This is a genomic window from Priestia iocasae (assembly GCF_016909075.1).
Taxonomy (GTDB): Bacteria; Bacillota; Bacilli; order Bacillales; family Bacillaceae_H; genus Priestia; species Priestia iocasae.
On record NZ_JAFBFC010000002.1, the window covers coordinates 533,802 to 546,007 of the forward strand.

Consider the following 12,206-nt stretch of genomic DNA (forward strand, 5'->3'; position numbering starts at 1 on the left):
GACAGGCACAGCAACATTGCTACAATCGTTGTAACAGCTGTCATATTATGATTAATCTACATATACAGCTGTTCCATATGCAATGATTTCAGATGCATTTTGCATAACAGCCGATGTTTCAAGGCGCATCGCAATAATAGCGTTTGCTCCTTTTTGCTGTGCATCTTCTACCATTCTACCAATCGCTTGCTTACGAGCTTGCTCCATCATATCTGTGTATTCTTTGATTTCGCCACCCACAATCGTTTTCAAGCCAGCCATAATATCTCGTCCGATATTTTTGGATTGAACCGTACTACCTCTAACAAAACCTTTTAATTCTTTAATCTCTTTACCAGGTACAAAATCAGTAGTCACGATAATCACGGTTATCTTCCTCCTCTTTTTCCTTCCTACGTTCCCATATAAATAAACAAGCTAACCCAATCAATGTAAGAACATAAACAATGTAGAAGACAATTGCGGCTTTCATGTTAATGAACAGAAATGCGACACCGACTAACTGCCCTACAATCGCTCCAATCAACAATATGTATTTCCATTTGTCTAACCTTTTCATCTTCAATCACCATTTTCAACATATCATGTATCTTTTACCATGTATATACATTCCATTCATTTGTATTCATTAGGTTAAGATGCTCATCATTAGAAAGAAATCATTTGTTGAAATCCTTTAATGATGAGCTTCAATGAACGACTTTTGCTTTTTCATTTGGCTATTTTCATAACAATTATTGTGATTTAACAAGCAGTGAGAAGTGTTGATTGCTTAAGAAACAGACCTAAAAAAGCAGCCTTCTACAAAGCATTTATTTATTTATTTTGTCTTTTTCTTGCGATAAAGTAAGAACACGACAATAAAGATAAATCCTAACACTAAGGTAGTCACTGTTCCATACTTTGTAATAAGCGTCATCGCTTCATCTCCAAAATACATGACTACTAAAGCGACTAGGAAAAAGCGCGCGCCTCGTCCAATTAAGGAACCGATAATAAAAGAGGGTACATTCATCTTCACTGCACCACTTAACACTGTAAAAACTTTATACGGAATTGGCGTAAATCCTGCAAAGATAATGGCACCAGCTCCATACTTTTCATACATCATCTCCGCTTTATGAATAATGTGAGGAGATGCAAATTTTTCTATAAGGGGCCGACCAATTTTTTGTCCTAAGAAATAGCCCAAAATACCTCCAAGCACAGATGCAATTGTTGCATAAAGTGCATAAAGCAAAGCGTTAGAAGGGTTGACAATACTCATTGGAATTAATAATGCATCAGGCGGAATGACAAAAAAGGAAGATTCCGTAAAGGAAACAACAATTAGTCCCCATACGCCCCAATCCTTAAAAAAATCTATTAACTGCTCCATCATTTTCATCTCTCCATATGTAAAATAAAAGTACTATCATTATAAAAGACGCACTTTCTTTTGTAAAAGATTGTCCTATTTAGCATATGAATGATTCTCTTTTTCATGAATGCTTTTTGAGAGAAAGTTCAAAGTTATTCTCTCTTTTGAAGCAAATAAGAAAGCAGGCCGCGACCAAACAAGTAAAAACACCCATTTGACACAGCCTGCTACATGCTTTGTTCTATTTTTAAGCACTGATAGGACAGAACATATCCTCTTACTGAATTTTATTTAAAAAGCGACGTGTACGTTCTTCTTTTGGTGCGTCAAAGATTTGCTCGGGTACTCCTCTTTCAACAATAACGCCTCCATCCATAAAGATGACTTCATCTGCCACTTCTTTAGCGAATCGCATTTCATGCGTAACAACAACCATTGTCATGCCTTCTTGCGCTAAGTCTTTCATTGTTTTTAATACTTCTCCTACTAATTCAGGATCAAGTGCTGACGTTGGTTCGTCAAATAGCATGACTTTAGGCTCCATTGCCATGGCACGAGCAATACCAACACGCTGTTGTTGACCACCAGAAAGCTGGAATGGATAGTCATCTACTTTATCTCCCAATCCTACTTTCTTTAACAAACTCTCTGCTTTGGCACGCGCTTCACTTTTACTCATTCCTTTTACCATGACAGGCCCTTCCATTACATTCTCTAGCGCTGTCATATGCGGAAATAAATTATAGCTTTGAAACACCATACCAGTTAATCGGCGGAAAGACGTCACATTTTTCTTCGTTACACGCTCATTAAAATCTAGCGATTGTCCGTCAATTTCTACACGACCGCTTGTTGGTGTTTCTAACACATTTAAGCAACGTAAAAACGTGGTTTTCCCCGAACCAGATGGGCCAATAACAACAACCACTTTTCCTTTTTCAATTTCTAAATCCATACCCTTTAATACTTGCAATTGATCAAACGATTTATGCAAGTTATTAATTTTAATCATGCTTTCTCACACCTTCTATTTTGCTATGTGTCGATCTAATCGCGCTTCTACTCTGCCTTGAATCACAGAAAGAACAAAGCACATAATCCAATATAGTAACGCTGCTTGACTATATAAAAGAAGAAACTCATAGTTCGTTGCAGCGATCTCTTGAGCCTTTCGAAACATCTCTGTTACTAAAATCAGCGAAGCAAGTGATGTATCCTTCACAAGGCTAATAAATGAGTTCGATAAAGGTGGAATTGATACACGTGCTGCCTGTGGTAAAATGACTCGTTTTAACGCCTTTGGATAAGTCATTCCAATCGAATACGCGGCTTCCCACTGACCTTTTGGAATGGATGAGATTGCTGCACGAATAATTTCTGATGCATAAGCTCCTACACTTAATGAAAATCCAATGACTGCTGATGGAAACGGATCAAGTGTGACACCAATGTTAGGCAATCCATAGAAAATGATAAAGAGTTGTACAAGTAATGGTGTACCACGAATAATTGATACGTACACCCTTGCAATGATATTAAAAATCTTAATAGAAGATAAGCGACCAAGAGCAGTTAAGACGGCAAGAATCATCCCAATCGTAAATGAAATGAGCGTTAAAGGAATCGTATATGTAAGAGCACCCTCTACCATTGGATAGAGGGAACTCTTAGCAATATTAACGAGTCGCTCTAAGCGCTCAGGGTCTTGAAAAATGTTATTTAGGAGATACATCTTCACCGAACCACTTATCTGAAATTTCTTTGTAAGTTCCGTCTTCTTGCATCTCTTTTAACGCTTTATTTACTTCTTCTACTAACTTGCCGCTATCTTTTCTAAACATTAAACCACTTTCAGCTGCATCTTCTGCTTCATCCACTACTTTTACAGGTGCATTTGGACGTTGTTTTGTATAATCAAGAAAAGATAATTTATCATTAATTGTACCATCTACACGTTTAGATGTAATAAGTTCCATCGCTTGGTTAAAGCCTTCTACACCTGTTAGTTCAGCTCCGTAAGACTTCGCTAAGTCACCGTAGTTACTTGTTAACGATTGAGCTGCCTTTTTACCTTTTAAGTCTTCAAATGTTTTAATTTCTTCATTATCCTTTGCAACAACTAAGACTGCTGCTGATGCGATGTATGGATCAGAGAAATCATATTTTTCTTCACGATCAGGACGAATCCCTACTTGATTGGCAATCATGTCAAAACGTTTTGCATCAAGACCAGCAAACATGCCGTCCCATTGTGTTTCCATAAATTCTACTTCTACACCAAGACGCTTTCCTACTTCTTGTGCAACTTCCACATCAAAACCAGTTAATTTTCCGCTGTCATCGTGGAATGTAAATGGAGGATATGTACCTTCAGTACCAACCTTTAGGACACCCTCTTCTTTTACCTTTGCGTATAAATCTTGTTCTGCACTTTCTTTGTTAGACTCATTACTTCCATTTGATGAGTCACTTGTGCCACAAGCTGCTAATACAAAACCAAATGTCAATAAGATTGACATTAACATTACTATTTTTTTCACTTCTAAACCCCCAGTATTCTTATAGGAATTAAATTTTTATCAACATGAATATTAATGGACATTTCTTTAAAAGTCAATGTAAATGCTTTGCCAATTATTCTTTAATATTCCCCTGTTTTAAAAGATTATTTTCTCTTAAAAAGAAATGGCTTGCGCACCAAGGAAAAATAAGAGGAAGAAACCGATGGAACCGATGAAAGATAAACCAATATAAATACTTAATGCTTTATAGCTTTGTCGTTGCAGTAACATCATTGCTTCAACACTAAACGTTGAAAATGTCGTAAACGCCCCAAAAAAGCCAATCGCAATGGTTAAAAAGAGTGAGTCACTATATGCTGTTGTAGGAGGCATGGCATTATAATAATAGCCATAGAAAGCCCCTAACCCTGCCGATCCTAAAATATTCACCACTAACATAGCCAACGGAAAAGGAGGGTTTGAATATTTTTTCATCATAAAAAGTCCTAAAAGATAACGTAAGATAGCCCCCAGTGAACCTCCTATCATGATATAAAAAGAATTCAATGACTCATCTCCCTCTTATATACCTTCCATAGTTTCACGCCGAATAAATACCCTACTAACGCACTTAGGATTCCTCCAAACATGGAAACAAAGACATAACTAACAGAAACTAAAAAATGATAAGCCAACGCTAATGCTACTGTATCAGAAGCCAATGTGGAAAACGTCGTAAATGCACCGCATAATCCAACACCAAGCCCTAGTTTTACCCACTCTTTTGGAGCCTTACAGCTAAACCATGCCGTTAAGAACCCTAACAAAAAGCTCCCTAAAATATTCTCAATAAGTGTTCCGATTGGATACGAAATATGTAACAATAACATGTTGAGCTTAAAGCGTAACGTAGCTCCTACAGAAGCTCCCACCGCTATAGCAAGTATATTTATAATTTTCATCTACAATCGCTCCATCTCATCACATGCTCTTTTTTAATCATTTGAACTTTTTTTTAAAAAAAGAAAACCTACTTATAGAATACGTCGTCAATTAAATAGACATGCAAAGGAGGTTCACCATTGAAAGAGTTTGTTGCTGAAGCGCTTCAAGTAACAGATGAGGAAACTGTACTCAATGAAATTATGACGTTATACGGACAAGACATTTTACAGCTTGTTTATTCTTACGTTAAAAACCATGCTGTTGCTGAAGATTTAACGCAAGAGATCTTTGTGAAATGCTATCGATCTCTTCACACATATGAACAAAAAGCGTCATTGCGAACGTGGCTATGGCGAATTGCAATTAATCACTGTAAAGACTATCTGCGCAGCTGGCATTACCGGAAAATGCAGCTCACGGAAATGAGTTTCTTTTCTTCTAAATCAACAACCAATACCCCTGAAGAAGAAGTCATTCGACACGATGAAGATGCGCAATTAAGCGAAGCTGTTTTAAAGTTACCGGTGAAATATCGAGAAATGATTTATCTTTTTTATTTTGAAGAGTACTCCATTAAAGAAATAGAGAACATTACACACGTGAAGCAAGGAACCATTAAAACAAGATTACGGCGAGCGAAAGAGCTCCTAAAACATCAATTAGGGGAGTGAGAAGATGGAAAATCGCTTAAAGAACTTAAAGTCAGCAATGAAGAAACAGTCATTTCAGCAGTTACAGTTCACCCATAAGCACCGTCAACGTGTATTGAACGATATTAAAAAGCATGGTCAAACAGACGAAGAGGTACTACTCGCTGTTCTTCAACTACTTACACATAAAAAGACAGGATTTGAATTAACCAATCACCTTCGTAGCCGCGGTATTCATCGCTTTGAAGAAGAACAAGGATTTTTATATACCCTTCTTCACGGATTAGAACAAAAACAATACGTAAAAGCAGCGTGGGATGACTCGCAAACAAAATATTATGTCCTTAATGACAAGGGGCGCAAAGTGTTACAAAAAGCCGAAGCCAAAAGCCCAACATTTTTATTAAAAGAGTTACTACAGGGAGGATAAAGACATTGAGAACGAAAAAAGAGTTCCTTGAAAAAGTCACCACCTATATTCGCTCAAAAGAAGCAAAGGATTTTGTCTCTATTGAATTAAAGCATCATATCGATCAATCTCGTCAACAATGGATTGAGAAAGGACTAACAGAGGTGCAAGCGGAACAAAAAGCCATTGAACAAATGGGAGATCCTGAAAAGCTAGGGATCAAAATGAACAAGCTACATCGTCCAAAGATAGACTGGATGCTACTTCTATTGTTTACCGGGGCATTAGGGTTAGGGTTTTTACCTCTATTGATTCCTGAGTATACAGGGGTTGAAGGATTAGTTGACTCTAGAATTGTCAGTATTGGTTTAGCGATTATCGTTGCAATAGGGCTTATGCTTATCGATTATCGTAAGCTTTCTAAGTCTGGATGGCTTGCTTATATAGCTGGATGCTTAGTATTAATTCTCCCTTTAATCTTCCCATCGTTTGGAATAATGAGTAATGGAAAGATTTATATTGCATTAGGAAATTTGATTCTAACTGCCTTTATCGCTCTTCCCTTTTTTCTTGTTGCATGGGCACGCTTTTTTGAAAAAGCGTCAATGCCTCTTTATCTGTTGGGAGGGTTATTTATCTTACCAGGGTTTCTATTTTTACAAGTACCCGATTTAGCAACGTTTGGCATTTACACGGGTATGGTTGGATTTATGTTTTTATTTAGCTCTTACAGTCGTAAAAGTAAGGTATATACAATCAGTCTTGCTGCTCTGACTTTGGTAGGGTATATTGGATTCATTTTAATTGGAATCTCAAAGTCATCTATCAAACCTTATCAGCTTGAACGATTACTGGGCTTTATAAACCCTTCAAAGTATTCAGATACTAGTGGCTATATGTATGTCGTTGCAAAAAAATATTTATCAGAAGCTGGATGGGTGGGACAACCTATTTCTTCTGAAGGCCTACAGCTCCCTTCTGCTCATACGGAATTTGTTTTTGTCACACTGACGTACGCATTTGGTTGGATATTCGCATTGTTTCTATTTCTCTTTTTGCTTTTATTTATTATTCGTATGGTCATGATGATGATGCAAGTTCAGGATTCATTTGGGAAGTTACTACTTATTGGAGGCATTACACTTTATGGGATTCCTTTTATGATTAACATTTTGATGTCGCTTGGATTTTTCCCAATCATCGGTGTGTCTCTTCCATTTATGAGCCACGGAAATACAGGCATACTCGTTAACACCGCCATCATCGGACTCGCACTAAGTGTATATCGACGTAAAAACCTTATTCGACATGCCACTACCTAAAATAACCCCAAGCGACTTGCTTGGGGTTATTTTAATTGCTTATACAACGATTCACCATCAACTATCCATCGACTATTTAAGCTGTCTCTTCTTACAATAAAGCGAATTGTTTTTTGTTTAATGCCCTTTGTTTTCGTATGAATCTTTACTTTTATTGGCATTTCAACGAAAACGAGTTCATTTGCTTCTTCAAATTTTTCTAACTGATTTTTATTAGGTAAAAAAGCATCGATGTTTTTTATGACTTTATGAAGCTTTTTTTCGTATTTAGATGGTGTAGACACAGCTAGCTTTACTAGCGTCACATCTTCTTGGTTAATAGCTACATTCAGCAGCTGTATCATTTGATAGGGAGTTGCCATATTGGCATATTCTTCAATTTCCCCAGCTGCTTTTAAGACCATAAATTGATGAGCACGGTCTGTATGACGTGATTTATGAGTCGTACTTCCAGGAAAGTGAATACAAAAGTGACCTGGAAAATTATTTTCAAGCGCTCCTGCTCCATGCGGCATTCCATGCATCGATCCTGCAATCATTTGATCACCAACAATTAAAATCGCAGCTCGTCTTTTCCAACTCCACTCTCCGTTATAAACCTTCTTCATAATCTTCGTATCTTTTTTCGTTAACGGCTGTACATCTGCGTGTTGACTCCCTGCTCGTCGTTGAACGTTAAATGCCAGACCTGTTTCCATATCAATAACCGTGAATATCTTTTTATTTGGAATGACTTCTTTTGCATCTTCCCATGACAACATCTGCAGTTCAAAACTAATGGGGCTATGGTGTTCCACTTCATCTGCCATCACTTGTTGATTTCCTATAAATAAAAAAAGCAAGCTACATCCCATTATGTACTGAATACGCTTCATCATCTCGACTCCTGTTTTTTTCTTATTTTTAGAAAAAATAAGTCTTTACATAAGCATTAAAATTTGGAAATGAAAACAGTTAGTAGGTTAGAGTGTGAACAAAAAGGGTAATAGTGAAAGTGACATAGAGGAGGAGATAAAATGAAGAAATTTTCATCGCTGGTTATCATCGTCTGTCTTCTCGCAGTCGGCATTTATTTTTGGAATCATCCTTACCAAATATCAGCACTTGGACTGTTTACAAAATATGCCTTAGATGAAGTAGAACCATCAAAAAAAGAAGTACGAATGGTCGCAGTGGGTGACTCTCTGTCCTTTGGAGTAGGAGATGAAGGAGACCACGGTTATGTAGGAGACACGAAGCGGTTTTATGAAGAGAAATGTGATTGTAACACCGTTTTAAAAAACTACGGCGTTCCAAATGCAACAAGTCATCATTTGTTGAAACGATTAAAGGAAGAAAATATTCAACGTTCCATTACGCAAGCAAACATTGTGTTCGTCAACATTGGAACAAATGATTTTATCAAAAGCAGCGATAACATGACAGACCCTCACTCTAAAGAGGTGAACAAAGGAAAGGAACAATACAGCAATAACTTACAACATGTTATTTCCGAGATTAGAAAGCAAAACAAAGCTGTCCCAATTTATTTTATTGGTCTGTACGACCCTTATATTGAGCAAGATCGTAAGCATTTATCTTCATTTATTCATGAATGGAATACACTTGTCCAGCAGAGCGCATCCAGTGATCAAAACGTTCATTATGTAAAAACAGAAGATTTATTTGAGAATAAAGATAAGCAGCGCTACTTTTCTGACTCTCTGCACCCAAATGAGCGTGGATACAACTTAATTGCTGAACGAATTGTATCCACCATAAAAGATGTTCGTTCTTCATCATAATGTTGCGGGCTTTGTTAAATAGCGTATTGTTTGCTTTTTTCAAAGCCCCTTTATAAAACAAGCATGAATACGACCGGAAGCGTAGCCAAACTAAGCATTGTGCTAAGTAGTGTGGCACCGGAAACAAGATCTGGTTCTGTGTTAAATTGGAGCGCATACATCGTTGTATTAGCCGCTGTTGGCATGGCTGCCATAATAATCATGATTTGCTTGACCATTTCATCAACTGGCAAAAATAAAACTAAAACATATGCAATCAGTGGAGAAAGCGCGAGTTTTGTAAGCAATGCGAATGAAATTTTTGCTTTTGGGAGCTTTTTTATTGATATGTTTGCTAGTTGCATACCAAGTGTAATCATAATCGTAGGAATTGCGGCACTCGCTACTAAATCCACGGCTTGTATAACAGACTTAGAAAGCGTTATATTTAACCATTGAAAACTTCCTCCTAAAAGCGCTCCATACACGAGTGGCATACGCTTAACCGCACGAATAGCCATGTTGATTCCACCTGCCTCTTTGCTCCCTTTTGCTGCATAATAGACCCCAATAGTACACATGATCAATTGCTGAATCACCATTAAAATAATTGCATATTCTAGCCCTGCAACACCGAATAATAACAACACAACAGGTGTTCCATAATTTCCATTATTCATAAAAGCAGAAGCTAAAATCATGCCGCACGTTTCAACCGTCGAATACCCTTTTAAATAGGCTACGATATAAACGAGTCCAATTAATAAGAAACAAAGCGTGAGCAAGTATATACTCATATACACATACGTTAACGTAAAGGTTGTCGTATAAAACGTTTGAAAAACCAGAACTGGCGACATCAAATATAAAGCCATGGTGGAAATGGTTTTCGTGTCAAATCCAATCTTTTTTTGACCAATAAACCCTAGCATAAAGATTCCGAAAATCGGCATCAAAACAAATAGAAACTCCATAGTCGTCACCTTTCATATGTTTTAATTCATAAAAAAGACGAACCATAAGGTCATGTCACTGGTTATGGGTCGTCTCTTTCATGAAAATGAAAAGCTTATAGGTTAAATACAATAATACGTTCTTCTGTCATTTCTTCAATCGCATACGCAGGACCCTCTTTCCCTGTCCCACTTCGCTTCACACCGCCATACGGCATATGATCGACTCGGTAAGCAGATGCATCATTTACGATAAGACCACCTACTTCAATTTCACGTGCTGCTTTCATTGCGAAGTTCAAATCATTTGTAAACAAGCCTGCTTGTAAGCCATAATCAGAGTCGTTTACTTTTTCAATCACTTCGTCCATCTCTTTGTATGTTGCAACAGACACAACAGGACCAAATACTTCTTGACGACATACCTTCATATCATCATGCACATTTGTTAAAATGGTTGGCTCATAAAATGATCCATTACGTTTACCACCCGTTACAATTTGAGCTCCTTGCTCTACCGCTTCGTTTACCCATTGTTCCACTCGCTCTGCTTCTGTTAAACGAATCATAGGTCCAACATCCGTGCTTTCATCTAATGGATTTCCAACAACGAGCTTGGCTGTTTTTTCATGTAGCTTGCTTACGAACGTCTCATACGCATCTTCATGTACATATACACGTTGAACAGAAATACACACTTGTCCTGCATTGTTAAAGCTCTTTTGTGAGATTAAAGTAGCCGCTTGCTCTATATTTGCATCGTGATGAACAATGGTTGCGGAGTTATTTCCTAGCTCTAATGCTACTTTACGAAGACCTGCTTTTGAACGAATGATTTCACCTACACGAGGACTACCGGTAAATGTAAACATTCTGACGTCATCATTTGCTAATAATGCGTCTCCAATTTCAGCACCGTCACCTGTTAACACTTGTAAATATCCTGCCGGTAACCCTGCTTCGCTCATTACTTCTGCTAGCATCAAAGCACAAACAGATGTAACTTCTGCTGGTTTTAACACCACACTGTTCCCTGCAGCAAGTGCTGGACCAACTTTATGACACACGAGGTTTAACGGTACATTAAACGGCGTAATTGCAGCAATGACTCCTAATGGTACACGGACCGTAAACGCCATACGATTTTCAGACCCTGGTGCAGCTTCAACAGGAACACCTTCCCCATGAATACGCTTTGCCTCCTCAGCCGATACTTCTAACGTTTGCGCAGCGCGCTCTACTTCACCACGTGACTCTCGAATTGGCTTTCCTACCTCTAAAGCTAACACTTGGGCAAATTCCTCACGACGATCTAATAATAGCTTAGAAGCTTTCGTTAAAATTTCATAACGTTGGTATGGTGTTAAAGGTTGTTTCATCGCTAGCTTTGCACCTTTTACAGCTTCATTTACATGCTCATTTTTAGCCATGGCAATTTTCGCAAAAGCCTCGCTATTGTATTTATTAAGAACATCCATACTTTCAGACGTTTCTTTCCATTGACCATCCACATATAAGCCGTATGTTTTTAATTCAGTTATTGTTGTCATTTCTCCCACTCCCCTTATGTTATCTCGTTAATTCAATGTCATAGTGATACTTATCACTTCGAAACTTTGTTTTTGTAAACTCAATAGGCTTGTCATCAAACCCAAAGCTTAATCGTGTCATCTCCAATAGTGCTTCCCCACCACGAATTCCTAGTAAATCCGCTTCATGAATCGTTGCATTCATTGCTGATATCTTTTCTTTTGCATTTTTAAGAAACACATCATTTTCTTCCAGAATTTCATAAAATTTCGCCATATTTAAATCATGTTTGACGAGAATTTTGCCAATGTGAGGCGGCCAACATGAGCGTTCAATGGCAATAGGTGTTTGATCAGCAAATCGAATGCGTTCAATGACAAGTACCTCTTCATCTTCAGATAAACCAAGCACTTCTTTTTCAGCATACAAATCGTTTGAAAATTCGACTCTCATTAACTTCGAACGAGGCGTTAATCCTTTTTCTGTTACTTCTTCAGCAAACCCTTTTAACTTTCCTAGACTCCCAACTAACGGCTGATCTTTTACAATCGTTCCTTTTCCTTGCTTTTTTTCAAGCAAGCCGTCTTGAACGAGCATCGTAATTGCTTGTCTAATCGTTGTGCGACTAACGTTAAATTCTTCTATTAACTCTTGTTCCGTTGGAATAAGTGTATTAGGAGGCCAAACTTTATCCTGAATTCTCTTTACTAACACTTCTTTCACTTGTAGATAAAGGGCTAAATTTTTATTTGTACTAATCATCTTGCTGGACT

The 12,206-nt window shown here is 37.7% G+C and carries 16 protein-coding genes; 4 read left to right on the forward strand and 12 right to left on the reverse strand.

Features of this window, described 5'->3' with window-relative positions; translation table 11 throughout:
* Positions 1–51 precede the first annotated feature (51 nt).
* The 8 genes from JOC83_RS07715 to JOC83_RS07750 all read right to left on the reverse strand — a co-directional run bounded on the left by JOC83_RS07715 (position 52) and on the right by JOC83_RS07750 (position 4,823).
* Positions 52–366, reverse strand: a complete 315-nt coding sequence (locus JOC83_RS07715; protein WP_205185923.1) for a heavy metal-binding domain-containing protein — start codon at positions 364–366, stop codon at positions 52–54.
* Positions 347–559, reverse strand: a complete 213-nt coding sequence (locus tag JOC83_RS07720) for a hypothetical protein (RefSeq protein WP_205185925.1) — start codon at positions 557–559, stop codon at positions 347–349. Before JOC83_RS07720 ends, JOC83_RS07715 begins: the two co-directional genes overlap by 20 nt.
* Positions 560–820: 261 nt before the next feature.
* On the reverse strand, positions 821–1,381 hold the full coding sequence (locus tag JOC83_RS07725) for a YqaA family protein (protein ID WP_239583402.1): 561 nt from the start codon (positions 1,379–1,381) through the stop codon (positions 821–823).
* 256 nt (positions 1,382–1,637) lie between these two features.
* Positions 1,638–2,372 (reverse strand): amino acid ABC transporter ATP-binding protein, encoded by a 735-nt coding sequence (locus JOC83_RS07730; RefSeq protein WP_205185927.1) that lies wholly within the window; start codon positions 2,370–2,372, stop codon positions 1,638–1,640.
* 15 nt (positions 2,373–2,387) lie between these two features.
* Complete coding sequence (locus JOC83_RS07735; RefSeq protein WP_205185929.1) at positions 2,388–3,092, reverse strand: amino acid ABC transporter permease; 705 nt, start codon at positions 3,090–3,092, stop codon at positions 2,388–2,390.
* Positions 3,076–3,900, reverse strand: coding sequence for an amino acid ABC transporter substrate-binding protein (locus JOC83_RS07740; protein WP_205185931.1), 825 nt, complete (start codon positions 3,898–3,900; stop codon positions 3,076–3,078). The genes JOC83_RS07735 and JOC83_RS07740 overlap by 17 nt, the downstream gene beginning before the upstream one ends.
* A 135-nt stretch (positions 3,901–4,035) precedes the next feature.
* On the reverse strand, positions 4,036–4,428 hold the full coding sequence (locus JOC83_RS07745; RefSeq protein ID WP_205185934.1) for a fluoride efflux transporter FluC: 393 nt from the start codon (positions 4,426–4,428) through the stop codon (positions 4,036–4,038).
* Complete coding sequence (locus JOC83_RS07750; protein ID WP_205185936.1) at positions 4,425–4,823, reverse strand: fluoride efflux transporter FluC; 399 nt, start codon at positions 4,821–4,823, stop codon at positions 4,425–4,427. The genes JOC83_RS07745 and JOC83_RS07750 overlap by 4 nt, the downstream gene beginning before the upstream one ends.
* A gap of 120 nt (positions 4,824–4,943) precedes the next feature.
* On the opposite strand from JOC83_RS07750, the gene JOC83_RS07755 reads away from it, so the two are divergent.
* From JOC83_RS07755 to JOC83_RS07765, 3 genes are read left to right on the forward strand one after another with little or no spacing between them, the layout of a single operon-like run.
* Positions 4,944–5,477 carry a sigma-70 family RNA polymerase sigma factor gene (locus JOC83_RS07755; protein ID WP_205185938.1) on the forward strand — a complete coding sequence of 178 codons (534 nt, stop codon included), beginning with the start codon at positions 4,944–4,946 and terminating at the stop codon, positions 5,475–5,477.
* A gap of 4 nt (positions 5,478–5,481) precedes the next feature.
* On the forward strand, positions 5,482–5,886 hold the full coding sequence (locus tag JOC83_RS07760) for a PadR family transcriptional regulator (RefSeq protein ID WP_205185940.1): 405 nt from the start codon (positions 5,482–5,484) through the stop codon (positions 5,884–5,886).
* Positions 5,887–5,891: 5 nt separating this feature from the next.
* Positions 5,892–7,187: an FtsW/RodA/SpoVE family cell cycle protein gene (locus tag JOC83_RS07765; protein ID WP_205185942.1), complete on the forward strand. Its 1,296-nt coding sequence runs from the start codon at positions 5,892–5,894 to the stop codon at positions 7,185–7,187.
* Positions 7,188–7,213: 26 nt separating this feature from the next.
* On the opposite strand, the gene JOC83_RS07770 is transcribed toward JOC83_RS07765, so the two are convergent.
* Complete coding sequence (locus JOC83_RS07770; protein ID WP_205185944.1) at positions 7,214–8,062, reverse strand: hypothetical protein; 849 nt, start codon at positions 8,060–8,062, stop codon at positions 7,214–7,216.
* Between the two features lie 141 nt (positions 8,063–8,203).
* On the opposite strand from JOC83_RS07770, the gene JOC83_RS07775 reads away from it, so the two are divergent.
* The gene (locus tag JOC83_RS07775; protein ID WP_205185946.1) at positions 8,204–8,971 is read left to right on the forward strand and encodes a DUF459 domain-containing protein; all 768 of its coding nucleotides are present in this window, start codon (positions 8,204–8,206) and stop codon (positions 8,969–8,971) included.
* A 50-nt stretch (positions 8,972–9,021) separates the two neighbouring features.
* On the opposite strand, the gene JOC83_RS07780 is transcribed toward JOC83_RS07775, so the two are convergent.
* The 3 genes from JOC83_RS07780 to JOC83_RS07790 form a co-directional block, all read right to left on the reverse strand.
* The gene (locus JOC83_RS07780; RefSeq protein ID WP_205185947.1) at positions 9,022–9,924 is read right to left on the reverse strand and encodes an AEC family transporter; all 903 of its coding nucleotides are present in this window, start codon (positions 9,922–9,924) and stop codon (positions 9,022–9,024) included.
* Between the two features lie 95 nt (positions 9,925–10,019).
* Entirely contained in the window at positions 10,020–11,453 is a 1,434-nt protein-coding gene (locus JOC83_RS07785; protein ID WP_205185948.1) for an aldehyde dehydrogenase family protein, read from the reverse strand.
* A gap of 19 nt (positions 11,454–11,472) precedes the next feature.
* The gene (locus tag JOC83_RS07790) at positions 11,473–12,195 is read right to left on the reverse strand and encodes a GntR family transcriptional regulator (protein WP_205185949.1); all 723 of its coding nucleotides are present in this window, start codon (positions 12,193–12,195) and stop codon (positions 11,473–11,475) included.
* Between the last annotated feature and the right edge of the window lie 11 nt (positions 12,196–12,206).

Bases quoted from the DNA above. Each gene is read 5' to 3' on its own strand.
- JOC83_RS07720 (WP_205185925.1), bottom strand. From the start codon at position 559: ATGAAAAGGTTAGACAAATGGAAATACATATTGTTGATTGGAGCGATT.
- JOC83_RS07725 (WP_239583402.1), bottom strand. From the start codon at position 1,381: ATGATGGAGCAGTTAATAGATTTTTTTAAGGATTGGGGCGTATGGGGA.
- JOC83_RS07730 (WP_205185927.1), bottom strand. From the start codon at position 2,372: ATGATTAAAATTAATAACTTGCATAAATCGTTTGATCAATTGCAAGTA.
- JOC83_RS07735 (WP_205185929.1), bottom strand. From the start codon at position 3,092: ATGTATCTCCTAAATAACATTTTTCAAGACCCTGAGCGCTTAGAGCGA.
- JOC83_RS07750 (WP_205185936.1), bottom strand. From the start codon at position 4,823: ATGAAAATTATAAATATACTTGCTATAGCGGTGGGAGCTTCTGTAGGA.
- JOC83_RS07760 (WP_205185940.1), top strand. From the start codon at position 5,482: ATGGAAAATCGCTTAAAGAACTTAAAGTCAGCAATGAAGAAACAGTCA.
- JOC83_RS07770 (WP_205185944.1), bottom strand. From the start codon at position 8,062: ATGAAGCGTATTCAGTACATAATGGGATGTAGCTTGCTTTTTTTATTT.
- JOC83_RS07775 (WP_205185946.1), top strand. From the start codon at position 8,204: ATGAAGAAATTTTCATCGCTGGTTATCATCGTCTGTCTTCTCGCAGTC.
- JOC83_RS07780 (WP_205185947.1), bottom strand. From the start codon at position 9,924: ATGGAGTTTCTATTTGTTTTGATGCCGATTTTCGGAATCTTTATGCTA.
- JOC83_RS07785 (WP_205185948.1), bottom strand. From the start codon at position 11,453: ATGACAACAATAACTGAATTAAAAACATACGGCTTATATGTGGATGGT.
- JOC83_RS07790 (WP_205185949.1), bottom strand. From the start codon at position 12,195: ATGATTAGTACAAATAAAAATTTAGCCCTTTATCTACAAGTGAAAGAA.